Raw genomic sequence first — 21,781 nt, forward strand, 5'->3', positions numbered from 1 at the left:
GGCGCACAGCATGAGCGTCGACATCACGATTCTTCTCGCCGAACGCGAGATCACCCGCTCCATCGTCGAGTTCGCCCGAGCCATGGACGCTCGCGATTGGGACGAACTCCACCGGATCATGACGCCGGACGCTACGGCAGAACTGGGTACCGGAACGCTGCGCGGACCCGCCGAGGTAGTGGCTTCCATCCGCTCGTTCCTCGACGACTGCGGCCCCACCCAACATCTGATCGGCAACGTACTCGTCGAGGTGGTCGGCGATATTGCCACTAGCCGCGCCTATGTCAGCGACATGCATCTGGGTACGGGCAGCAAGGCGCACCTGAGTTTTTCGACGCTGGGTGACTACCACGATTCGTGGGCACTGATCGATGGAACTTGGCGAATGACACACCGCACCAAGCATTCCCACGGAGTCCGTGGGTCCATCGAGGTTCTCGGCGCGGGCCCCAGCGGGTGGCGTCGCTAGATATCAGCCCAACATCGACGAACGACCGGTTGCGAGGGGACTCTTGCTGGTGAGTCCGCCGTCGACCACCAAGGTCTGCCCCGTCATGTAGCGAGACTCGTCCGAGGCCAGGTAGACCATGGCGTGTGCGATGTCTTCAGGTTCGCCGAGGTAGGGAAGCGCGTTTGCCTGCTTCATTCCTTCGATGACGTCAGCCGGGATGTTGTCCACGAGTGCGGGTGTCATAATCGCACCCGGTGCCACGGCGTTGCACCGAATGTTCTCCGGCCCGTACTGAACAGCGATGTACTGAGTCAGCCGGATCACCGCAGCCTTGGCCGCGCCGTAGGCCGACTGCAAAGAGTCACCGATCAATCCGCCAACCGACGCGGTGTTCACGATCGACCCACCGCCGGCCTTGGTCATGTGCGGAATCGCCAGTCGCGACGCTACAACAGTGCTGCGAGCATTGAGCGCCATGACGCGATCCCACTCGTCCAAGTCCATCCGAAGCAGATCAAGATCCTTGCGTGGATTGCTTCCACCGACGTGATTACACAGCACGTCGATGCCACCGAATTCGGCTACTGCTCGGTCGATCATCGCAGCGACGGCATCTTCGTCCATCACATCGACGCCGAAACCTACTGCAATACCGCCTGATTCACGAATCGAAGCAGCAGCCTCCTCCGCGTGAGACGCATCAAGATCGGCAACCAGAACCTTCGCACCTTCTGCAGCCATCAACCCTGCCGCAGCGCGCCCGATCCCGCTGGCCGCCCCCGTGATCACAACATTCTTACCTTCGAGCCTGTTCATCTTCGTTCCTTTCGGCGTATCACCGAGCTCCGGATCTCCCGTAGGGCGGGAAATACCCAATTGATCCCAGTGAACGCCTGACGAACGGCTCAGTCCAACTTTCTTGAATGAACTCACAAGTACGTGACGAGTGACCTTGCCCCTGCTACACCCGAAATTCGGCGGGCGGCTACACGATCCCAACCGGCCGGTCACCGACGATCGAGATCCGATCCATCACGCGCCGCGCGGGAAAATAATCACTCGACGCATAGTGCTGACACGTCCGATTATCCCAGAAGGCAACGGTATTCGGCTCCCATTTCAACCGGACCTGGAACTCCGGACGGTTGACGTGCCGGTACAGCAGGGTGAGAAGTTCGTTCGACTCCTCTTGCGAAACCCCGACGATCCGCTGCGTGAAAGTCATGTTCACGAACAGGACCCGTCGGCCGCTCTCGGGAATAACGCGCACAACCGGATGGCGAACCGGCGGAAATTTGGGGCGCAGCATGTCTACCGCTTCGGCCGGCATCGACTTTCCGAACGCGTTGATCCAATCATGCTCGGCTTCAAGGTGTTCGATGCGTTCTTTGATGTCCTGCGGCAAGAGGTCGTACGCCGCAGCAGTGTCAGCCCACAACGTGTCGCCTCCAACTTCCGGCACTTCGACGGCTCGAAGAACTGCCGCAAAGGACGGATGCTCGTGCCACGTCACATCGTTGTGCCAGTTGTTCTCGACGCCCCCAACCATTGCGTCCTTGGCCAGCGTCGTGACGTCGATGTCGGTCTGACCAGGCTGGGTGTATTTGAAGAACGGATGCTGCTCCAGTGAACCCCATCGTTCCGCGAAGGCACGATGCTCCGCGCGGTCGATGTCCTGGTCCCGAAAGAACAGCACCTTCCACTCGAGCAAGGCGCGGCGTAGTTCGGCCATGACCTCGTCGGACAGGTCGCCACCCAGCCGCAGCCCCGAGATTTCCGCACCGATGGTGGGTGTGTGCGGCTTGACCGCAAAATGGATATACGGCTCTGGTGCAACCGTTTCCGGATTCCGTTTTGCCACTAGCGGGCCATACGCAGCCAATGGGTCCGTCGGAATCGGAAAGATCATGGTGGGAAACAGGACGGCCATCTTCAGACTCCCTCGAGTACAGCGACAGTGAACCAGATCACTTCAACTTTAAGGAGACGCCCTTAACCTGTCAATGACTCATCCCGGACTTATCCCAGCAACACCCCCTTGATCTCGTTCTTGAGCACCTTCCCCACTTTCGACCGCGGCAGATCTTCCCAGACGACAACCTCTTTCGGTGTCTTCACGCTTCCGATGCGAGCCTTCACAAAGGCCATGACTTCGGCTCCGTCGATGACAGCTCCCTGATGCGGCTGCACTACAGCCACAACGCGCTCGCCCCACTTGTCGTCAGGGAGGCCGATCACCCCACAGTCCTGAATTCCCGGATAGGCCATGAGGGCCTGCTCGACCTCCACCGAATAGACGTTGAATCCCCCGGTGATGATCATGTCCTTCGCCCGGTCGACGATGAACAGGAAGTTGTCCTCGTCCAGATATCCGATATCACCAGTGTGATGCCATCCGTGTGCCGATGCCTCCGCACTGGCTTCGGGGTTCTTGAAGTACCCCGCCATCACCAGCGAACTGCGAATCACGACCTCACCGCGTTCTCCGCGCCCGAGCAGTTGCCCCTTTTCGTTCATGATTGCGACGGTGACCAAAGGCGACGGGCGTCCGGCGGAGGACAGCCGCTCGGTTGCAATGGCACCGTCCGGGCCGAAATGGTCCTTCGGTGCCATCGTGGAAATCATCATCGGCGCTTCGCTTTGGCCGAACAGTTGCGCCATGACCGGCCCGATCTTGGTGATCGCCTCCCCCAGCCTGGTCGGCGAGATGGGCGCTGCGCCGTACCAGAAGCATTGCAGCGAGCCAAGATCCGTGTCCGCCAGATCGGGATGCTCGAGCAGCATATAGATCAGCGTCGGCGGCAGGAACGTGTGCGTGACCCGATGCCTCTGTACGTTCTCCAAGAAGGCACCGAGATCGGGTTTCGGCATGATGACAACCTCCCCGCCCAACGCCATAATCGGGAAGCAGAGAACCCCGGCCGCGTGTGTCAACGGCGCCAACGCGAGATACACGGGACGACCCTCGAACGGGTAGCTCATCAACGTGATCGCTGTCATCGTCTCGATATTGTGGCCGGTCAGCATCACACCCTTGGGGCGCCCGGTGGTGCCGCCGGTTCCGACGAGCATGGTCACGTCGTCGGGCGGCGACGCCTCCGAATCTTGCTCCCCGAGCCATTTCCCGAGTGACGGCGCCCAGTCGGTCTCACCGTCGATGCAGACCAGCGTCGCCAATTTCGGCAGCGCCTGCCGGATCGAATCGACAAGAGGCGCATACGACTTCTGAAAGAACAGGGCCCGAGTATCGAACAGATCCAACAGGTCACGGTTTTCCGCAGCCTCGTTACGTGGATTGATCGGACACCACACCGCACCCGCCCGGCTGATACCGAAAACGCACGAAAACGAGATCGGATCATTGCCGGACAGGATGGCCACTTTGTCTCCCGGGGCAATCCCGGAGGCTGCAAGGGATGAGGCAAACCGGCGACTGAACTGTTGAACGTCACCGTAGGTGAGCGTGCGCTCCCCCATCGTCAAACATGGCGCGGTGGAACCGAGAGAGGCTCCCTTGTCGAGATAGTCGGTCAAACGCATAGCGGGAGCCTCTCAGGCAGAATCGAATGGTGGTCTAGGTGTTGACGGTGATTTCCGGCTCCAGCACCAAACCGAAACTCCTTAGCGCACCGAGCAATTCACGGTGTCCGAAGGCCTGGCACGCCGACGCCAACCCGGCACGCTTGGGCGGCTGCTGCAGCAGCGAGTGAGCCGCGTACGCCTGCAGCAGGCCCGTCTGCTTGTAGTTGCAGTTGCCGTGGATGACGACGTGAGCACGTCCGAGCGGACCGGATGCGTACACCGAGTCCATCGACGTGTTGATGCGCGGGTTTTCCCGTGGCGGCATGCCTGCCTGCACCGAACCGGCGATTTCCGCCAGCGCTGCCTCCTGCTGATCGGCGGGCAACGTCTTGATCTGCTCTTCCACCATCTTCTGGGTGGCAACAACACCTTCCATCACCGACCGATCGAACACGCCACCCGCAGCCTTGACGTTGGACACGCGCGGGTCGTTCTTGAACCACACAGGATGACAGGTTCCGCCCCACGGCAAAGCGAGAGCGGTTTCGTGCTGACCCGGAACAACAACGTCGAAGGTCGAACCGGGCGCCCACTGCACGTACTTGTTCTGCTCGAGGTAGTACCAGTCGGCTTTGAGGATCGTGAAGATGGTCTGGGTGGACGCGTACGTGGGAAAGCCCTTCCACAACACCAGAATATCGAGCGTGTCGAGGCCCGGATTCTCCAGCGCGATGTTGGCAGCGATCTCACCTGTCGTGTACATCTGCGCAATACCGGGTGAGAGCAACAAGCCCTTCTCCTGGTACTTGTCGCCGAATTCCTCTTGGACGTCGAGAACCCAGTCCTGCTCACCGGTGGTGTCCATGTAGTGGCAGCCGGCATTGAGCGCTGCCTCGACCACGGTGCCACCCAACTTGATGAACGGGCCAACCATGTTGCTGACTACCTGTGCGCCGGTGAACAACTCGGTCAATGCTTCTACCGTGTGCTCCACCTCGACCACTTCGTGATCAACAGTGTCGAGGCCGGGGATCTTGTCGAGCACTTCCTGGATGCGTGCGGCATCTCGGCCGGCGGCGATGAACGGAATGTTGAACTCACGCAGGTATTCACACACGAGGCGTCCGGTGTACCCGGAAACGCCGTAGACGACGACTGGCTTCTTGTCAGACATGTTGGTTGAACCTTTCGAAGTTGGGGTCGAGCCGAAAAAGACTGTGTGGGTTACATACCCATGCCGCCGTCGACGGGCAGGCCGATACCGGTAATGAAGCGGGCAGCATCCGAGGACAGGAAGACGACCGCGTCCGCCATGTCGTTCACTTCACCGAGACGCCCCAGCGGGGTGAGACCGATGACGTCGCCAACGGCCGCCTCCGCACTGGGCCACAGACCGAGTTTCTCCATGTCCGACGCAAGACCCAGCCCCATCTCCGTCGCGACAAGTCCCGGATAGACGCAGTTCACGCGTACTCCGTAGCCGAGTTTGCCGGACTCCGTCGCAGCAACGCGGGTAAAACGGTCGACGGCGGACTTGGTGGCCGAGTACCCACTGATTCCGGGAAACGGAATAGTGGCCGCAACCGACGAGATGTTGATGATGGAACCGCCGCCGCCGGCAATCCCACCAGGCCGCATGCTGCGCAAACCGTGTTTGGTGCCGAGCGCGGTGCCGAGGATGTTCACCTCACACATCCGGCGGATGTCATCCGCGTCCAGGTCCACCACGAGCGAAGAGATTTCAATGCCCGCATTGTTGACGAGGATGTCGAAACCGCCCAGGGCCTCCGTCGTGGCAGCGACCGCGTCAGCCCAGTTGGCGTCGTCGGTGACGTCCAGCTTCACGAAGCCGGTCTTGGCTCCGCCCGAACCGACGGCCTCCGCGGTTGCCCGGCCCTCGTCCTCGAGAACGTCGCCGATCATCACCGACGCTCCCGCCTTTGCCAACGCCTCTGCCATTCCTGCACCGAGACCCTTGGCGCCGCCTGTGACCAGTGCTTTTCGTCCCTCGAGATCAAACACGCTCATTTTTCACTGCCTCCATGACTGAAATGAATCTCGCGATGCCACCGTTCACAGCGACGCTGCCAAGTGGCGTGTGTCACAGAGTATTCAACTTTGGACGAGTGTCAAGAGAAATCTTGACGACTGTCAAGATTTTGTTACACGATCGTCAAAGAGCAGGGACTACACTGTTTCCAGCAGCCGGTCATACTGATGGCACACATCGCACGAACAGGACGTAACGCCGTGACTACTACCGTCGAGAATGCAAGTGGGACAAGTAAAAAGTCCTCCCCGAGCAATGCCGACAAGGTCTCACGTCGGCAGGTCGACAAGTTCTCGGATCGCCGCGACGAGCTGGCCGAAGCAGCGTTGCAAACGCTCGCCGAACTCGGATATGCGCGGACCAGCCTGCGCGAAATCGCTCAGAACTCCGAGTTTTCGCACGGCGTCCTGCACTACTACTTCAGCGACAAAGTCGACCTCATCACGCACTGCGTGCGCCACTACAAGGCGCGTTGCGTCACCCGCTACGACGGCATAGTCTCCACTGCGCAGACACCCGACGAGCTGCGAGCGGGCTTCGGGGCTATCTTGGCCGAGACCATGATCAACGAGGCGACCATGCACCGGCTCTGGTACGACCTGCGAGCACAGTCTCTGTTCGAGGATTCTTTCCGCGCGGATGTGGCCGCGATCGACGAAAGCCTCGAAAACATGATCTGGCGCATCGTCAGCCGCTACGCAGAGCTCCTCGACACCGAACCCACCATTACGCCCGCCGCTATGTACGGAGTTTTCGACGGCCTGTTCCAACAGAGTCTGCTTCGCCATTTCTCCGGCGACGCGAGCGCAGCCACGTATCTGTCCGACACCGTACAGTCGATTCTCTCACAGGTGGTGCCCACACCACACGCCTAGCGGGCAGCGATACTATCCGTGACAAACCTTGCGCCACGATCGAATTCGGCCACCACATCGTAGCCGGCATCCTGACGCCAGAACCTGACCAGCGTGCTGTAGACGCCACCGATCATCTGCGCCAAGAACAACGGTGGATAGTCGGCTCGAACTTCACCAGTCTCGAGACCTGCCGTGACGATGCGCAACAGTTCCACGTGAAACCGCTTGTCGTGGGCGGCTCCCGCACCGGATGCGGCAAAGTCGCGTTCCAATTCCGTTGTCACCATACGCAAATAGCGTGGATGCTTCACCGCTTGCAGTGCAAAATCCTCGAAGAGTTTGACAATTCGATCCGTCGTGGACATCGGCGTACCCATGAGCTTGTCCACCATTGACGCCAGCCGATCCAGATGGTCGCTGTGCAGCGCTTCGAGAACCGCATCCTTGCCCTGAAAATAATTGAAGAAAGTAGCCCGCGAAACTTCTGCCCTTTCGGCGATATCGTCGACGGTAGTGCTGGCAAATCCTTGCGCCGAGAAGAGAACACGGGACGCGGACAACAACCGATCGTTGGTGTCGCGCTTGTTCTGCTCGCGTTTGGAAACCATGCCTTTGGAAACCACGTCTTTCGAAACCACGCGGACTCGCCTCCTCAGCCCTTGGCCTTGCAATCAGCGTACGTAAGAATATAGATGGACTACAGTCCAATTATGTCGACTGTAACCACTGAACGCCAGGGCAAGGTACTTATCGTTCGGATCGAACGCGAAGAACGTCGCAACGCCATCAACCGCGAAACCGCCGAGGGCATCGAATCCGCACTCGACCTCCTCGACGACGATCCCGAGCTGTGGGTCGGCATCATCACCGGCACAACCTCCGTCTTCTGCGCCGGCACCGACATCCGTGAGCGGGCCGACCTTCGCATGCCGCGCGGTGGCGAATACGGCATCATCCGGCGACAGCGCAACACGCCGTTGATCGCAGCAGTCGAGGGATACGCATTGGGCGGCGGATTCGAAATCGCCCTGGCCTGCGACTTGATTGTTGCCTCTCGCACAGCACAATTCGGCCTTCCCGAGACCCGCCGCGGATTGGTCGCCACGTCGGGCGCCCTGTTCCGGGCACCACGCGCACTACCTCTCAACGTTGCCCGTGAACTCTTGATTACCGGCCGCACACTCGATCCCGAACGCGCGCTGAATTTGGGCGTCGTCAATGCGGTAACCGAATCGGGCAAGGCGCTCGACGAAGCACTGGCTATAGCGTCGGAAATCTGCGAATCCTCCCCCACCTCGGTGAGCCTGACTTTGAAGTCGGTGAATGCCCTGTACACCGAAGATGATTCGCATGGCTGGAATGTCACCGACACGGCGCGCGATCACATCCTGCAATCGCCGGACATCGCCGAGGGACTCGACGCATTTGCCAACCGCCGAGTGCCACGTTGGAACAACGTCCCGACCGCATGAGCAACCAGCATTCGGGACAGATTCCCTATAGGGCTGGTGGGAAAGGTTGCCAGCCGGTTACAGTCACTGGCGTGACGGGATTCGGCGCATACACGACACGCACGCTGCTGACGCGGCGTCGCCATGTCGATTTTGCGCACGTCTGTACCTCTGGGTGTCCGATCTTCTGATCGGACCTACTTCCGCGGTCACCGCCCGCGGAAGGTATTCGTATGCTCACCCAGATCAGGGGATCTTTCTGTCATGACCACCGCATCCGTTTCACACTTGAGTTCCGTTGTTGCCGCAAACGCTGACGCGATCGGCAAGGACGCCGGCAAGGCTCATGTCGTCTTCAAGGCGTCGGCGCAAGCTCACGATGCCGTTGCCAGCACAGTCACGCTCGGCAAATACAGCGTCGAGGTCGACGAACCGCCGGCCCTCGGCGGCGAGAACACTGCCGCCAATCCGGTCGAGTACTACCTCGCTTCACTCCTGTCCTGCCAGGTGGTGACGTATCGAGTATGGGCGGACAAGCTCGGCATCCGACTCGACGACATCTCGGCACGCGCCGAGGGCGACCTCGACGTGCGCGGCTTCTTCGGATTCGACGACGCTGTCCGCCCCGGTTTTTCCGAGGTTCGTGTGGTTGTCACACTGACCGGCCCGGAATCGCGTGAGCGCTACCTGGAGTTGCAGGAGACGGTCGACGCCCATTGCCCCGTGCTTGATCTCACCCGCAATCCTGTTCCAGTGCATACAGTCGTCGAAACCGCCTGACCCGCATCAATCACCTTCACTACGGAGTATGAATTCATGAGCGAGAACACCCCAGCCGAAATTGATCCGACCGCCAACTGGTCGTTCGAAACCAAGCAGGTCCACGCCGGGCAGGGCCCCGACAGCGCCACCAATGCTCGGGCACTGCCGATCTACCAGACCACCAGCTACGTCTTCGACAGCACCGACCACGCCGCCGCGCTGTTCGGCCTCGCCGAACCCGGCAACATCTACACCCGCATCATGAACCCGACGCAGGACGCAGTCGAACAGCGCATCGCTGCCCTCGAAGGCGGAGTTGCGGCGCTACTGGTCGCGTCCGGTCAGGCTGCGGAGACGTTCGCGATCCTCAACCTCGCCGAAGCCGGTGACCACATCGTCTCGAGCCCGCGTCTGTACGGCGGCACGTACAACCTTTTCCACTACACGCTGCCCAAGCTCGGTATCACCGTCGACTTCGTCGAAGACCCGGACAACCTCGATCACTGGCGCGAGGCAATCCGTCCGAACACCAAGGCGTTCTACGGCGAAACCATCTCCAACCCGAAGAACGACGTGTTCGACATCCCCGGCATCAGTGCGATTGCCCATGAGAACGGCATCCCGCTGATCGTGGACAACACGGTCGCAACTCCGTATCTCATTCAGCCGCTGAAGCACGGCGCGGACATCGTCGTACACTCCGCCACCAAATACCTTGGCGGACATGGCACCGCGATTGCCGGCGTCATTATCGACGGCGGAACTTTCGACTGGACCCAGGGTCGCCACACCAATTTCACCACCCCGGATCCCAGCTACCACGGCGTCACCTTTGCCGACCTCGGTGCGCCCGCTTACGCTCTCAAGGCCCGCGTTCAGCTTCTGCGCGACCTCGGTTCGGCAATCGCACCGTTCAACGCGTTCCTGATTTCGCAAGGCATCGAAACGTTGAGCCTGCGTATCGAGCGCCACGTGTCCAATGCGCAGAAGGTGGCCGAGTTCCTCGACAGCCGCGCCGAGGTTACGTCGGTGGCCTACGCCGGACTGCCGTCATCTCCGTGGCACGAGCGCGGAAAGCAGCTGGCACCCAAGGGCACCGGCGCAATCGTGGCGTTCGAGCTGGCCGGTGGGGTCGATGCGGGTAAGAAGTTCGTCAACGCCCTGACTCTGCACAGCCACGTCGCCAACATCGGTGACGTCCGCTCGCTGGTCATCCATCCCGCGTCGACGACGCACTCGCAGCTCACTCCCGAGGAGCAGCTCGCGTCGGGCGTTACCCCGGGACTCGTCCGCCTGGCAGTCGGAATCGAAGGAATCGACGATATCCTCGCCGACCTCGAAATCGGTTTGGCTGCAGCAGCTTCCTGATCGCCGACAACAAAAGGCTCGGCCCCGACGCGAAAGTCGGGGCCGAGCCTTTTGCCGGGTGAAACTAGCTCTTGGGCGTGAAGGCCGCAAGCGGTTCGCTTGCTGACCAGTCGTGGCCCCAGTAGCTGTCCGCTGTGATTTCCTCAGCGGTGTAGAACGCTTCGTCGACCAGCATTCCCTCGCAACCGAATTCGAGGTCCCAACCACCGGGAGCGCGCACGTAGAACGACACCATCTTGTCGTTCGTGTGACGGCCCAAGGTCGAGGAGATCGTGAAGCCGAGCTTGGCGACACGATCGAGTGCCTGACCGACAGAGTCGAGGGTCTCGGCTTCCATCATCAGGTGCACCAGACCAGGCTCGTCGACCGGCGGGGCCGGGCACAGAGCCAGGCTGTGGTGACGCTGGTTGACACCCATGAAGCGGACACGGCGAGCCGGCGGCGGCGCGTCGATACCGCCGAGGCGAATGGAGCCGCGCGGCAGGAAGCCGAGAACCTCGGTGTAGAAGGCGTGTGCTTCGTCGAAGGCCGTGACGGGGAGCACGACGTGGCCGAGTCCCTGATCGCCGGTGACAAAGCGTCCACCGTGCGGGGTGACCAACGGGCTGTGGTCGAGAACCGGCCCGAAGAAGACCTCGACACGGTTGCCGTTGGGATCGTTGAACGCGATGACCTGCTCGGCGTCGCGGTAGCTGGCATCGGTCTCGGAGAGAACCTCGACCTCGACCCCGGCCTTCTCGACGGCTTCGCGAACACGCTGGAGCGCGAACTGATCTCGCACTTCCCAGCCCACTGCCAGCGCCTTGTCCGACTCACCCGGAAGGACGATCAGTCGCGAGCGACGCTCGTCCAGACGGAGGTAGAGGCCGTCGGGTTCCGGGCCGCTGCCGACCGCGAGACCGAGTCCGTCAACCACGAGCTCGCGCCAGCGAGCCACGTCCTGCGTTTGGATCCTGAGATACCCCAGGCCCCGAATTTCAGTCATGCCTAACCGTCCTTGCTTCGAAAGTATTTGTGGGACTAGATCATCGAGCGGTGGATGCCCTGCGGCTCGCCACCGAGCTGCGTCAGGGTCGACGCGTGGAAGATCGATCCGGGCACGTGGATGGCATGCGAGAGACCCGCGTGCGCGTCACGCCAGAATCGCTGCATCGGAGTGCTGAGCTGGAGGGCGCCGCCGCCGGAGCGAGCGAAGATCTCGTCCACTGCGCGCACTGCACGCCACGCGGCAGCCGTCTGAGTGCGTCGGCCGATGGAACGAAGTTCGAACGAAACTTCCTGGCCCTTTTCGGTCATGTCCCAGAAACGGTCGACCGTCTCGAGGATCGCCGCGCGCGAAGCCGCGATCTCCGCAGCAGCCTCGCCGATGGCGAAGAGTACGTACGGATCTTCCTTGATCGGGACACCACTGACTGTGACGCGCTCACGCTGGGCTGCAATGTTGCAGGCCAATGCGCCTTCGGCGATACCGATCAACGAGGAGGTGATGCCGAGCGGGAAGATGCAGGAGAACGGGAACTTGTACAGGGTCTCCGTGCGGCCGGCTTCCTTCCACGCGCTGCCGTCGTACACCTTGGACGCGTCGATGGTGCGGTAGGCGGGGAGAAAAGCATCCTTGATGATGAGGTCCTTGGAACCGGTGCCTCGCAGGCCCACGACGTTCCAGCTGTCCTGGTCGATTTCGTAATCGCTACGCGGCAGCAGGACGTGCAGGTGCTTCGGCGGCATGAGGGGCTTGCCCTCGGCGTCGCCGACCATCGCGCCGATCATGACCCAGTCACAGTGATCCGTTCCCGAGGAGAATGACCAGCGACCGTTGAGGATGTAGCCACCGTCGACGGGACGAGCAACACCCATCGGTGCGTACGGGGAAGCCATCCAGGTGTCCGGGTTCTCGCCCCAGACCTCTTCCTGCGCCTTCTTGTCGAAGAATGCAAGCTCCCACGGGTGGACGCCAACGATGCCGCTGACCCAGCCGGTTGCGCCGTCCATCGCGCCGATAGCCATTGCCGTCTCGGCGAACTCACGCGGGTGCGATTCGAGCCCACCGAATTCCTTGGGCTGGAACATGCGGATGACGCCGGAATCGCGAAGACGCTTCGCGTTGCCGTCCGACAGCTGCATGATCTTGTCGCCCTCGACGCCGCCTGCGCGGATCTCGTCGGCGAACTGAGAGATGTTGTCTAGAACCTGTCCCATGGTTTTCTCGGCTTTCTGGTTTCGGTACCCGGCGAATGCCTAGGCAGACTTCTTCGCGGCGAGTCCAAGCGCGATGTCGATCAACTGGTCTTCCTGCCCACCAACTACCTTGCGGCGGAAAACTCGCTGCGTATCACTGAGCATCGCGTCCTCCTGGAAGATCTGGCGAGGTGAAAATCTGTTGGTGAAACCGTGGCAGGTGCGGATCGGTAGTGCAGAAATGCTTCCCGGTGAGTGGGAGCAGCCCCTGTGCGCCTTTTTGGTAGTGGGAACTGCCGGAAAGGCGCACGGGGGCCGAAGGCCCTTACGGGCGGGTAAGGAATGCCAGAACTGCCGAGACCCAGGCGTCGCGGGCCTCGATCATCGTCCAGTGACCGCACCTGGGGAAGATGTGCACTTCACCGTTGGGAATGTCGCGCATCGGCAGAATCGCCATGTCGACGGGGCTGACGCGGTCATCGCGACCCCAGGTGAGCAGGGTCGGGGCCTTGATCTTGTTCAACTGCGCCCAGTACGGAACATCCGTCGACGCAGCAGCGGCGGCGCCCATAGCGGCCATGGCCTTGCTGCTGTACATCCGGCGTGCGATCTCGAGGGTCGTCGGCTCGGTGGCGAGCGCCCAACGCTCTTCGATGAGCTGCTCGGTGACAACGGCCGGGTCGAAGACCATCGACTGCAGCCAACGGATCAGGGCTTCGCGGGTGGGGTTGTCGGTGAATTCCATGAGGAGCTTGATGCCTTCACCGGGGCCGGGCGAGAAGGTGTTCTTGCCCATGCCGCCGATGGTGACGAGCTTGCTGACGCGGTGCGGTTCGTCGATCGCGACCTTGGTGGCGACGATGCCGCCCATGGAGTTGCCGATCAGGTGGACCGGACCGAGACCGAGTCCGTCGAGGAACGCGCTGACCGAAGCCTGAGCCATCATCATCGGGTGGCCGTCGCCCGGGTCGCTGACGCCGAAGCCGGGGAACTCGAGAACGTAGCAGTGGAAGTGCTCGGCGAAGTCCGCGAGAACGCCGCGGTAGTTGCGCCACCCGGTGACTCCGGGACCTGATCCGTGCAGCAACACCAGCGGCGGACCGTCGCCGGCCTCGTGATACCGGAGCACACCGAGATCGGTCTGCAGCTCTTTCAGAGTGTCCTCGTAGCTCAGTTCAGTCGTCATACCCGGAACGGTGCCATCACCGCCGCTGAGCTGCTACGAACCGTCCCGATCAGCGAGACAGAAAGGGCAAGAAAACTCAGATCCACTGCTCGGTGGACGCCGCCAGAAGTCGGTCCATCGTGTCTGCCGAGAAGGTGTTTGTCGGGATCGGAGGAGCCTTGCGGCCACGGCGAGGCGCACCCAGCTCGGGGTACAGCGAGCGCGAGACCTCACGGGCCGCGTCGACTACCAACGGGGCGACTCGCTCGAGCTGAGCCGTCCGCATGTCGCCGCACAACGCAATGCTGCCGACGGGGCCTTCATGCCCACGAATCGCGGCCGCCACACATGCCAGTCCGCGAGCGGATTCACCGCGCTCGAAGGCCAAGCCCCGACGCTGACGAATGCGGTTGAGTTCCTGATGCAAGATGCCGATCTCCGCGATGGTGTTCTCCGTACAGCGCGGAAGGGTCGCGCCGAACAAGGCGTCGACGCGCTCCGGATCGATCCACGCGAGCATCGCCTTGCCGCCCGCGGTGGAGTGCGCAAGAACCCGGCCACCGACGCGCGACGGGAGTGCAGCGGCAAACCGGCCGCCGACCTTGTCGAGATAAACAGTTTCACGGCCGTCGAGCACCGAGAGGTGCACAACCATTCCGGTCTGAAGGTGCAGTTCGTGCAGCAGGGGTGCAGCAGCTTCACGAATCTGGCTGTGGCCACCGTCGCCGCCACCGAGGCCGAGTGCACGCCGTCCGAGGCAGTAGCCGAACGATGCGTGATCTACCCAGTCGAGCTTGACGAGCTGATCGAGAATGCGGTGGACGGTGGAGCGCGGCAACTGCGTGCGGCACGCCACCTCTTCCAGGGTGAGCCGTGCTGCGCGTCCGTCGAAGGCGTCGAGAATCAGCGTCATCCGCTCGACCATCGACGGCGGAAGATCCTTTTTAGCCTGAGCGCTGGTCGGCTGAGCAGTGGTCATGGTGTCGTTGATTTCAACGATGGTCATTGACGCCTCCCGGAAACTGGAATTGATTCTAGTGACTATAACCCAGGTCACAGTATCTGGAAAGCCAATCCGACAATCTCATCCCGATCACCGGAAATTTCTGTGCCAGAACTGCTCGTCGCAGCTATAAACGCTCGATGCACCTCGGACTCGTCACACCGGTACTGATCCAGCACCCCAGCACCCGATCAGACTGGGAAGCGACGGCTGAGATCGACGAGGTCGCACAGATCGCCGAAACTGCTGATCGCCTCGGTTTTCACCACCTGACCTGCAGTGAACATATCGCAGTTCCCACAGAAATAGCCGGAGAACGCGGCGGAACCTACTGGGATCCGCTCGCAACACTCGGATATCTTGCGGCTCGAACACGCACTATTCGGCTCGCAACTCAAGTGCTCGTGCTGGGATACCACCACCCACTGGAGATCGCGAAGCGCTACGGAACGCTGGATCGGGTCAGCAACGGGCGACTTGTCCTCGGCCTCGGAGTCGGGACGCTAAAAGAAGAATTCGATCTCATAAACGCTCCGTTCACCGATCGTGGAGCTCGCGCCGACGACGCCCTCGCAGCGCTGCGCACCTCGCTCTCCACTCCGCTCCCGGAGTACCACGGCGAGTTCTACGACTACTCGGGATTTGTTGTCGAGCCGCACGCCGTCCAACCGCGAGTGCCTCTCTGGATCGGTGGCCGCACCAAGCGTTCACTGCGCCGCGCACTCACCCATGGCGACGGCTGGGTTCCCTTCGGACTGCGCCTCTCGGAGCTCGCGGACATGCTCGCGGCAGCGCCGCTCCCCGAAAACTTCGACGTCATCTTGTCCACTGGCGCAGCCTTCGATCCGCTCGGCGACCCGGAACGCGTCGTCCGCTCACTGACCCGAGTCCGCGACGCCGGTGCCACGATCGCCAGCACGTCGATCAGCGCGTCGAGCGCTGAGCACTTCGCGGAACAACTCGAGGAACTTCACCGCATCGCCCTCGCCGAGGGCATCGATTTCACCTGATTGATCCACTTCGTCTACGTAAGGAATGCCGATGACCGACGCCACCGCACTGAGCAACTCACTTGCCCTGGTCGAATCACTGATTGCCCGAGTCGAATTGCTCGAAGACAAGCTGGCCATCACCGAACTGCTCACCGCGTACAGCCCGGCCGTCGACAGTGGATCTGCCGACGAGGTCGCAAACCTGTGGCTCGAGGACGGTGTCTACGACGTCGACACGGGAGCAATGCACGGCCGTGGCGAACTCCGCGCCATGGTGCGCAGTGCCGCTCATCAGAACTGGATCATGAACGGCGCAGCGCACATGATGACGCCGGCACACATCCGCATCGACGGCAACAAAGCCGTCGCAACCTGCCACTCGCAGCTCGTGATCAAGGATCCCGAGAACCCGTCCGGATTCAAGGTTCTCCGCATCACCGCGAACCGGTGGGAACTGGTCAAGAACGACGGCGTCTGGAAGGTCGAATTGCGTACGAACGCGCTCCTCGACGGCCGCCCCGAAGCCCGCGCCCTCTTGGCCGCAGGAGTAACGAACTAGTTCTGCGCTCTGCCCGAGCGTCATCCAGCGCGTCCCTCACAAAACGCGCTGGATGACGTCGAACTAGTTAGCTTCCGTCAAAGTTGCCTTGGCCCAGCGGTAGTCGGCCTTGCCACTGGGAGAACGACGGATCTCCGACACGCTCACGACGGTACGAGGCACCTTGTACCGCGCGACCTGAGACGCGCAATGCTCACCGATCTCGGCGAGGTCCGGGACAGCGAAACCGTCACGAGTGGTGATGACCGCAGCCACGCGCTCGCCGAACTTGTCGTCCGGCACTCCGGCAACCAAGGCGTCGAGAACAGCCGGATGACTCTTGAGTGCCTGCTCGACCTCTTCGGGGTACACCTTCTCGCCACCGGTGTTGATGCACTGAGAACCGCGCCCCAGCAGAACGATCGAGCCGTCGGCCTCGACCCGTCCGATGTCGCCGAGAACCGACATGCGGACGCCGTCGACGACGGGGAACGTCGCTGCCGTCTTCACGGGATCGTTGAAGTATCCGACCGGAACGTGACCGGAACGAGCGATGTACCCGGTCTCGGGTGAACCGGGCTCGAGCGGACGCATCCGATCGTCCACGACACGAGTCTCGTCGCGAGCGGCGATCCGCATCAAGCCGTCCGCGCCGATCTCGAGGTTACCGTCGACGCCGGACTCGGACGAACCGAAACCGTCGCGGATGATCAGGTTCGGAAGAATCGACTTCAACTGCTCACGCAGGGAGAGCGAGAACAACGCTCCGCCGGACGAGACCATGCCCACCGTGCTGAGGTCGTATTCGGCGGCGTTCGCAGCCAATTCGTCGGCGAGCGGGCGTGCCATCGCGTCGCCGACAACGGTGATGGAGACGGCCTTTTCACTCCCGGCAAGCTGGAGCGTCTTCTTCGCGTCGAAACGCGCCATCAGGATTGCGTTGGCGCCCATGAAGAATCCGGTGAACAACGAGTAGGACGCCGCGCCGTGCATCAGCGGTGCAGTGCTGAGCATGTTCATGGCGGGGACGTGCGGCACAGCGGCGTACAGATCTTCGGCCTTGACATGCGGAGGGCCGAAAGGGTTTCCACCTGTGAGCGCTGCGAAGTAGAAATCCTCGTGACGCCACATGACGCCCTTGGGCATACCCGTCGTGCCGCCGGTGTAGATGACAAAGAGGTCGTCTTCGCTGCGCGGCCCGAAGTCTCGCTTGGCCGACTGCGCCTGCGTTGCAACGTCGTAACTGATGCTGTCGACGCCGGCAAGCTCGGCTTCGCCGACGACGACAACATGCTTGACGCCGGGCGTTGTGGGAAGGATCGACGCGACGGTGTCGGCAAACTCCTCGTCGACGATGAGTGCGACCGCCATGGAGTCGTTGTAGAGGTACGTCAGCTCGGCATCGACGTAGCGGTAGTTGACATTGATCGGCACTGCGCGAATCTTGAGGCAGCCCAACAGGCTTTCGACGTATTCGATGCTGTTGCGCATGTGCAAGGCGACGTGATCTCCCGGTCCGACGCCAACACTCGCGAGGTGATGGGCGATGCGGTTCGAGCCTTCGTCGAGTTCCGCGTATGTCCGTCGACGCCCGTCGCACACGATTGCCGTGCGGTCCGAGATCAAGTCCGTTACGCCCTCGTACAGATCTGCCAAATTCAGTGACACTGTTGGTGCCTTCCGTTATTTCAGGTGCGGCAGGTCCGGCCCGGCCGCATCTAGTGGTACTTCGAGTGCGTCATCCGCCGATCCGACGTCCCAACAACGATGCCAGGAGCTGCGCAGATCCTCCCGTTGTTCCACCCGATGCAGCCAGAGCGGATCCTGCTGTGAGGATCTCCGACGATTGGCTGGGGCGTAGATGCTTCCGAGCAGGCGAGTCGTTGAACATGGGTTGCTCCGGGCAGTGTCGGCGGTGACGCAAGTGCGTGCGCGCCCGGTCGGCGCGTAGCCACAAGGTGGCATGTCCAGCTCGTGACCTACATCACCGCTCCCACTGACCGGGACTGTAGTGTTCTGGCTCGCATTTCTGATCAAAACTAGAACTAATTCTGATTTTGACTCTGCTAGTTTTGCCGAATTTACGCCAAAATAGATTGAACAAATTAGAATGAATACTAATTTCTGACCCGGATCGAAGGAGCACGACATGACGCAATCACTGAGCTTGGAAGGCAAAGTAGCCGCAGTCACCGGTGCCGGCGCCGGACTCGGCCGCGCGGAGGCACTCGGCCTCGCAGCAGCCGGCGCAGCCGTCATCGTCAACGACATGGGCCCCGCAGCCAATGACGTGGTCGACGAGATCAAGGCTGCAGGCGGACAGGCCATCGCCATCACGGGCGACGTCTCCGACTGGTCTCTCGGTGCGCGCTTCGTCGAGGAAGGCGTCAAGAACTTCGGCTCCTTCGACATCCTCGTCAACAACGCGGGCATCCTGCGCGACAAGATGATCTTCAACCTGACCGAATCCGACTGGGACGACGTCATTCGCGTGCACCTCAAGGGCCACGCCGCAACCTCCCATGCAGCTGCAGTGCACTGGCGCGCCGCAAGCAAGGCAGCCGATGCTCCCGTCTACGGACGCATCATCAACACCTCCTCCGAAGCCTTCCTCTTCGGCAGCGCCGGACAGCCCAACTACTCGGCAGCCAAGGCCGGCATCACGGCTCTGACGCTCTCGAGCGCAGCCGGCCTCTCCCGTTACGGCGTCCGCAGCAACGCAATCTGCCCGCGCGCGCGGACCGCAATGACAGCAGATGCGTTCGGCGAGAACAACACCGGCGTCACCGGTCTCGATCCGCTTGCACCCGAGCGTGTTGCAACTCTGGTCAGCTACCTGGCTTCGCCCGCCTCGGACGAGATCAACGGACAGGTCTTTGTCGTCTACGGCAAGATGGTGGCGCTGATGGAAGCACCGAAGGTCGAGAACCGTTTCGACGCAGCCGGATCCGCGTTCACCGTCGAGGAGCTCGGTGGTCAGCTCTCGTCGTACTTCTCGGGCCGTGGCCCCTACGAGACCTACGCTGCTTACAGCATCGCCGGCCTCGAGAAGATCGCACTCGCAGTCGACGAGACCGCAACCGTCTAAACAGCATCAAACACAGAAGGAGCGTTTTCATGAGGTTGAACGGCAAGGTAGCGATTGTCACCGGCGGCGCCGGCGGAATCGGTCGCGCAATCACCCGAGTCTTTGCCCGTGAAGGCGCGAAGGTCCTGTTCGTCGACATCAACGACGAGCAGGGCCAGGCCCTCGAGCAGGAACTGGCCGGCGCCGGCAAGTTCCTCAACGTCGACCTTGCCGCCGCAGGTTCGGCAGAGCAGATCCGCGACGCCGCACTCGAGGCGTTCGGCAAGCTCGACATCCTGGTCAACAACGCTCACGCGTCTCGTCAGGCCCCGCTGCTGGAAACCACGCAGGACATGTTCGACCTGTCCTTCAACACCGGCTTCTACCCGGTTGTCCACCTGATGCAGGCGTGCCACGACGAACTGGCGAAGACCAAGGGTTCGGTCATCAACTTCGCCTCCGGTTCAGGCTTGGACGGTATGCCCACCCAGACGTCGTACGCAGCGGCCAAGGAAGCTGTGCGCGGTCTGACCCGCGTCGTTGCCAACGAGTGGGCGCCGGAAGGCATCCGCGTCAACGTGGTCTGCCCGTTCGCCGCAACCGAAGGCGTCGTCAAGTGGCAGGAAGCCTTCCCCGAGCGTGCAGCCGCGTCGGTTGCCAAGGTTCCTCTCGGACGTATCGGTGATCCCGAAACCGACATCGCTCCCGTCGTCGTGTTCCTCGCGAGCGACGACTCGCAGTACATGACCGGTCAGACGTTGATGGCCGACGGCGGCAGTATCAAACTGCGCTGAGCTGAAGTCTTCTCGGTGAGCTCAGCTCACCGAGAAGAGCTTGGCCGCGTTGTCGTGTACTACGGCGCGCAACCACTCGTCTCCGAGATCGAACCGCGTAAGTGCTTGCAACGATTTGAGATACGGGTACGGAATGTTCGGGAAATCGCTCCCGAAGAGTATCCGGTCCTGCATGTCGATCAGGCGAGAGATATCCGACTTCGGAAAGGCACACTGCTCTTCCGTGAAGTCGGTGAACGCCATGGTGGTGTCCAGGCGCACATTCCCGTACGCCTCTGCAAGATCAAGGAATTCGCTGTACTCCGGCATACCCATGTGCGCGATGATCAGCGGCAACCTCGGGTAGCGTGCCAGCAACGACGCGATTCGATCCGGCCCGGTGAACGTACCCGGCGCCGGCCCTGAGCCACAGTGAATGACGATGGGTGTCTCGGCGTCCTCGAGTTGGCCCCACACGTTGTCGAGCAGCGGATCGTTAGGGTCGTAATTGCCGACCTGGATGTGGGACTTGAAGATTCGCGCGCCCGACTCCAACGCTTTCCCGACGTACGACGCGGCCGTCTCTTCGGGATAGAACGTGGCCGTATGTAGGCAATCCGGCGTTTGGGCGGCAAACTCGACGGCCCACTGATTGAGCCACTCAGCCATCGCGTTCTTGTGCGGGTAGATCATCGAGGTAAAGGCGCGGACTCCGAATTCACGCAGCCGCTGTACGCGTTCCTCTTCCACCAGGCGATACGTGATCGGCCATGGTCGACCGATCATCGGACCCGCCGAGTCGAAGTACCCCCACACTTTGTCCATGACACTCTTGGGCATGAAGTGGGTGTGAACGTCGATCAAACCCGGAACACCCAGCTCATCCCAAAAGTCCCGAACCGCGGCGATCTCCTCGGCCCCGGGGACCGAATCCGTATCTACGCACATAGCGAGCGCTCCTTCCGTTTGCTCGACCATACCGAGTGTTGTCGCGCTCACTGAGACAGGTGATTGACGGCAAGGCCGTACGCACTCGAATCTGAAGGCATCTTGCCGATTACTGCTGGAGGTTGCATGTCTTTGACCGAGTCCGAAGTCGCGTCACTCAGTCCTGTCGAGGAACTACTCGCAATCGAGGAAATCAAGAAGGTCTTCTCGGCTCGCCTGCGTTGCATGGACACCAAGCAGTGGCATATCTACCCGACACTGCACACCGAGGACGTCGTCAGCGAAACCTGGGGCGGCCTCCCCACGGACAAGCAACCCAAGACCGGTGACACCTCCAATCAGGTGGTCGGTATCGAGAAACTCACCAACGCCATCCGGAACATGCTCGACGGCGAGATTCCTCTCACCACGGCGCACCACGCACACACACCTGAAATCGTGCTGACCTCCCCCACCACCGCCACGGGAATCTGGGCGATGGAGGACATGCTGTGGTGGAACGACGGTGAGAAGGAATTGCACCTGCACGGATACGGCCACTACCACGAGGAATACCGCAAAGAGAACGGTAAGTGGCTGATCAGCTACCGCACTCTCACGAGGTTGCGCGTCGATCAGGACCCCGGATTCTTCCGATTCATGAAAGCACTGTGATT

General features: G+C 61.5%; 24 protein-coding genes. 10 read left to right on the top strand and 14 right to left on the bottom strand.

Annotation, left to right across the window (positions count from 1 at the left end; translation table 11 throughout):
• Positions 1–10 precede the first annotated feature (10 nt).
• Positions 11–469, top strand: a complete 459-nt coding sequence (locus CJ178_RS16745) for a nuclear transport factor 2 family protein (protein WP_095887157.1) — start codon at positions 11–13, stop codon at positions 467–469.
• 3 nt (positions 470–472) lie between these two features.
• Here the strand turns inward: CJ178_RS16745 and CJ178_RS16750 are convergent, their stop codons facing one another.
• The 5 genes from CJ178_RS16750 to CJ178_RS16770 all read right to left on the bottom strand — a co-directional run bounded on the left by CJ178_RS16750 (position 473) and on the right by CJ178_RS16770 (position 6,001).
• On the bottom strand, positions 473–1,267 hold the full coding sequence (locus CJ178_RS16750; RefSeq protein ID WP_095887158.1) for an SDR family NAD(P)-dependent oxidoreductase: 795 nt from the start codon (positions 1,265–1,267) through the stop codon (positions 473–475).
• A 169-nt stretch (positions 1,268–1,436) separates the two neighbouring features.
• Positions 1,437–2,381 (bottom strand): TauD/TfdA dioxygenase family protein, encoded by a 945-nt coding sequence (locus CJ178_RS16755; protein ID WP_045064974.1) that lies wholly within the window; start codon positions 2,379–2,381, stop codon positions 1,437–1,439.
• Positions 2,382–2,470: 89 nt separating this feature from the next.
• Positions 2,471–3,991 (bottom strand): AMP-binding protein, encoded by a 1,521-nt coding sequence (locus CJ178_RS16760; RefSeq protein ID WP_095887159.1) that lies wholly within the window; start codon positions 3,989–3,991, stop codon positions 2,471–2,473.
• Between the two features lie 34 nt (positions 3,992–4,025).
• On the bottom strand, positions 4,026–5,147 hold the full coding sequence (locus CJ178_RS16765; protein WP_033233226.1) for a DUF5938 domain-containing protein: 1,122 nt from the start codon (positions 5,145–5,147) through the stop codon (positions 4,026–4,028).
• Between the two features lie 50 nt (positions 5,148–5,197).
• Positions 5,198–6,001 carry an SDR family NAD(P)-dependent oxidoreductase gene (locus CJ178_RS16770; RefSeq protein WP_092804048.1) on the bottom strand — a complete coding sequence of 268 codons (804 nt, stop codon included), beginning with the start codon at positions 5,999–6,001 and terminating at the stop codon, positions 5,198–5,200.
• Positions 6,002–6,190: 189 nt separating this feature from the next.
• On the opposite strand from CJ178_RS16770, the gene CJ178_RS16775 reads away from it, so the two are divergent.
• Positions 6,191–6,898: a TetR/AcrR family transcriptional regulator gene (locus tag CJ178_RS16775; RefSeq protein WP_095887160.1), complete on the top strand. Its 708-nt coding sequence runs from the start codon at positions 6,191–6,193 to the stop codon at positions 6,896–6,898.
• On the opposite strand, the gene CJ178_RS16780 is transcribed toward CJ178_RS16775, so the two are convergent.
• On the bottom strand, positions 6,895–7,518 hold the full coding sequence (locus tag CJ178_RS16780) for a TetR/AcrR family transcriptional regulator (protein WP_245005833.1): 624 nt from the start codon (positions 7,516–7,518) through the stop codon (positions 6,895–6,897). The two genes, CJ178_RS16775 and CJ178_RS16780, sit on opposite strands and share 4 nt — an antisense overlap.
• A 72-nt stretch (positions 7,519–7,590) precedes the next feature.
• Between CJ178_RS16780 and CJ178_RS16785 the strand changes: the two genes are divergently transcribed.
• From CJ178_RS16785 to CJ178_RS16795, 3 genes are all read left to right on the top strand, one after another.
• Positions 7,591–8,352 (top strand): enoyl-CoA hydratase-related protein, encoded by a 762-nt coding sequence (locus CJ178_RS16785; RefSeq protein WP_179300765.1) that lies wholly within the window; start codon positions 7,591–7,593, stop codon positions 8,350–8,352.
• Positions 8,353–8,595: 243 nt separating this feature from the next.
• Positions 8,596–9,111 carry an OsmC family protein gene (locus tag CJ178_RS16790; RefSeq protein WP_045064985.1) on the top strand — a complete coding sequence of 172 codons (516 nt, stop codon included), beginning with the start codon at positions 8,596–8,598 and terminating at the stop codon, positions 9,109–9,111.
• Positions 9,112–9,147: 36 nt separating this feature from the next.
• Positions 9,148–10,461 (top strand): bifunctional o-acetylhomoserine/o-acetylserine sulfhydrylase, encoded by a 1,314-nt coding sequence (locus tag CJ178_RS16795; RefSeq protein ID WP_045064988.1) that lies wholly within the window; start codon positions 9,148–9,150, stop codon positions 10,459–10,461.
• Positions 10,462–10,525: 64 nt separating this feature from the next.
• On the opposite strand, the gene bphC is transcribed toward CJ178_RS16795, so the two are convergent.
• The 5 genes from bphC to CJ178_RS16820 all read right to left on the bottom strand — a co-directional run bounded on the left by bphC (position 10,526) and on the right by CJ178_RS16820 (position 14,810).
• Positions 10,526–11,446 carry a biphenyl-2,3-diol 1,2-dioxygenase gene (gene bphC / locus CJ178_RS16800; protein ID WP_045064991.1) on the bottom strand — a complete coding sequence of 307 codons (921 nt, stop codon included), beginning with the start codon at positions 11,444–11,446 and terminating at the stop codon, positions 10,526–10,528.
• 35 nt (positions 11,447–11,481) lie between these two features.
• On the bottom strand, positions 11,482–12,660 hold the full coding sequence (locus CJ178_RS16805; protein WP_033233236.1) for an acyl-CoA dehydrogenase family protein: 1,179 nt from the start codon (positions 12,658–12,660) through the stop codon (positions 11,482–11,484).
• 39 nt (positions 12,661–12,699) lie between these two features.
• The gene (locus tag CJ178_RS33720) at positions 12,700–12,804 is read right to left on the bottom strand and encodes a hypothetical protein (RefSeq protein ID WP_072782658.1); all 105 of its coding nucleotides are present in this window, start codon (positions 12,802–12,804) and stop codon (positions 12,700–12,702) included.
• Between the two features lie 160 nt (positions 12,805–12,964).
• Entirely contained in the window at positions 12,965–13,825 is an 861-nt protein-coding gene (locus CJ178_RS16815) for an alpha/beta fold hydrolase (protein WP_033233239.1), read from the bottom strand.
• 76 nt (positions 13,826–13,901) lie between these two features.
• Complete coding sequence (locus CJ178_RS16820) at positions 13,902–14,810, bottom strand: IclR family transcriptional regulator (RefSeq protein ID WP_033233241.1); 909 nt, start codon at positions 14,808–14,810, stop codon at positions 13,902–13,904.
• 137 nt (positions 14,811–14,947) lie between these two features.
• On the opposite strand from CJ178_RS16820, the gene CJ178_RS16825 reads away from it, so the two are divergent.
• Positions 14,948–15,817: a TIGR03619 family F420-dependent LLM class oxidoreductase gene (locus tag CJ178_RS16825; RefSeq protein ID WP_033233243.1), complete on the top strand. Its 870-nt coding sequence runs from the start codon at positions 14,948–14,950 to the stop codon at positions 15,815–15,817.
• A gap of 31 nt (positions 15,818–15,848) precedes the next feature.
• Positions 15,849–16,358: a nuclear transport factor 2 family protein gene (locus CJ178_RS16830; RefSeq protein ID WP_033233245.1), complete on the top strand. Its 510-nt coding sequence runs from the start codon at positions 15,849–15,851 to the stop codon at positions 16,356–16,358.
• Between the two features lie 63 nt (positions 16,359–16,421).
• Here CJ178_RS16830 and CJ178_RS16835 read toward each other — a convergent pair whose 3' ends face one another.
• Both CJ178_RS16835 and CJ178_RS32810 read right to left on the bottom strand, forming a co-directional pair.
• Positions 16,422–18,005: an acyl-CoA synthetase gene (locus CJ178_RS16835; RefSeq protein WP_033233247.1), complete on the bottom strand. Its 1,584-nt coding sequence runs from the start codon at positions 18,003–18,005 to the stop codon at positions 16,422–16,424.
• A 70-nt stretch (positions 18,006–18,075) separates the two neighbouring features.
• Positions 18,076–18,228, bottom strand: coding sequence for a hypothetical protein (locus CJ178_RS32810; protein WP_162487725.1), 153 nt, complete (start codon positions 18,226–18,228; stop codon positions 18,076–18,078).
• Positions 18,229–18,486: 258 nt separating this feature from the next.
• On the opposite strand from CJ178_RS32810, the gene CJ178_RS16840 reads away from it, so the two are divergent.
• Both CJ178_RS16840 and CJ178_RS16845 read left to right on the top strand, forming a co-directional pair.
• Positions 18,487–19,425, top strand: coding sequence for a 3-oxoacyl-ACP reductase (locus tag CJ178_RS16840; RefSeq protein WP_033233249.1), 939 nt, complete (start codon positions 18,487–18,489; stop codon positions 19,423–19,425).
• Positions 19,426–19,454: 29 nt separating this feature from the next.
• The gene (locus tag CJ178_RS16845; RefSeq protein ID WP_033233251.1) at positions 19,455–20,198 is read left to right on the top strand and encodes an SDR family NAD(P)-dependent oxidoreductase; all 744 of its coding nucleotides are present in this window, start codon (positions 19,455–19,457) and stop codon (positions 20,196–20,198) included.
• Positions 20,199–20,219: 21 nt separating this feature from the next.
• Here the strand turns inward: CJ178_RS16845 and CJ178_RS16850 are convergent, their stop codons facing one another.
• Positions 20,220–21,125, bottom strand: coding sequence for an amidohydrolase family protein (locus CJ178_RS16850; protein ID WP_051730442.1), 906 nt, complete (start codon positions 21,123–21,125; stop codon positions 20,220–20,222).
• Positions 21,126–21,251: 126 nt separating this feature from the next.
• Here CJ178_RS16850 and CJ178_RS16855 point away from each other — a divergent pair, with 126 nt between their 5' ends.
• Entirely contained in the window at positions 21,252–21,779 is a 528-nt protein-coding gene (locus CJ178_RS16855) for a nuclear transport factor 2 family protein (protein WP_033233253.1), read from the top strand.
• Positions 21,780–21,781 lie beyond the last annotated feature (2 nt).

This window comes from Rhodococcus sp. ACPA4 (assembly GCF_002300185.1).
Classification (GTDB): domain Bacteria; phylum Actinomycetota; class Actinomycetes; order Mycobacteriales; family Mycobacteriaceae; genus Rhodococcus_F; species Rhodococcus_F globerula.

Coding starts and splice junctions, on each gene's coding strand:
- CJ178_RS32810 (WP_162487725.1), bottom strand. CDS start 18,228: ATGTTCAACGACTCGCCTGCTCGGAAGCATCTACGCCCCAGCCAATCG.
- CJ178_RS16830 (WP_033233245.1), top strand. CDS start 15,849: ATGACCGACGCCACCGCACTGAGCAACTCACTTGCCCTGGTCGAATCA.
- CJ178_RS16805 (WP_033233236.1), bottom strand. CDS start 12,660: ATGGGACAGGTTCTAGACAACATCTCTCAGTTCGCCGACGAGATCCGC.
- CJ178_RS16790 (WP_045064985.1), top strand. CDS start 8,596: ATGACCACCGCATCCGTTTCACACTTGAGTTCCGTTGTTGCCGCAAAC.
- CJ178_RS16795 (WP_045064988.1), top strand. CDS start 9,148: ATGAGCGAGAACACCCCAGCCGAAATTGATCCGACCGCCAACTGGTCG.
- CJ178_RS16815 (WP_033233239.1), bottom strand. CDS start 13,825: ATGACGACTGAACTGAGCTACGAGGACACTCTGAAAGAGCTGCAGACC.
- CJ178_RS16855 (WP_033233253.1), top strand. CDS start 21,252: ATGTCTTTGACCGAGTCCGAAGTCGCGTCACTCAGTCCTGTCGAGGAA.
- CJ178_RS16760 (WP_095887159.1), bottom strand. CDS start 3,991: ATGCGTTTGACCGACTATCTCGACAAGGGAGCCTCTCTCGGTTCCACC.
- CJ178_RS16770 (WP_092804048.1), bottom strand. CDS start 6,001: ATGAGCGTGTTTGATCTCGAGGGACGAAAAGCACTGGTCACAGGCGGC.
- CJ178_RS16840 (WP_033233249.1), top strand. CDS start 18,487: ATGACGCAATCACTGAGCTTGGAAGGCAAAGTAGCCGCAGTCACCGGT.
- bphC (WP_045064991.1), bottom strand. CDS start 11,446: ATGACTGAAATTCGGGGCCTGGGGTATCTCAGGATCCAAACGCAGGAC.
- CJ178_RS16785 (WP_179300765.1), top strand. CDS start 7,591: ATGTCGACTGTAACCACTGAACGCCAGGGCAAGGTACTTATCGTTCGG.
- CJ178_RS16765 (WP_033233226.1), bottom strand. CDS start 5,147: ATGTCTGACAAGAAGCCAGTCGTCGTCTACGGCGTTTCCGGGTACACC.
- CJ178_RS16820 (WP_033233241.1), bottom strand. CDS start 14,810: ATGACCATCGTTGAAATCAACGACACCATGACCACTGCTCAGCCGACC.
- CJ178_RS33720 (WP_072782658.1), bottom strand. CDS start 12,804: ATGCTCAGTGATACGCAGCGAGTTTTCCGCCGCAAGGTAGTTGGTGGG.
- CJ178_RS16775 (WP_095887160.1), top strand. CDS start 6,191: ATGGCACACATCGCACGAACAGGACGTAACGCCGTGACTACTACCGTC.
- CJ178_RS16825 (WP_033233243.1), top strand. CDS start 14,948: ATGCACCTCGGACTCGTCACACCGGTACTGATCCAGCACCCCAGCACC.
- CJ178_RS16745 (WP_095887157.1), top strand. CDS start 11: ATGAGCGTCGACATCACGATTCTTCTCGCCGAACGCGAGATCACCCGC.
- CJ178_RS16750 (WP_095887158.1), bottom strand. CDS start 1,267: ATGAACAGGCTCGAAGGTAAGAATGTTGTGATCACGGGGGCGGCCAGC.
- CJ178_RS16845 (WP_033233251.1), top strand. CDS start 19,455: ATGAGGTTGAACGGCAAGGTAGCGATTGTCACCGGCGGCGCCGGCGGA.
- CJ178_RS16755 (WP_045064974.1), bottom strand. CDS start 2,381: ATGGCCGTCCTGTTTCCCACCATGATCTTTCCGATTCCGACGGACCCA.
- CJ178_RS16850 (WP_051730442.1), bottom strand. CDS start 21,125: ATGTGCGTAGATACGGATTCGGTCCCCGGGGCCGAGGAGATCGCCGCG.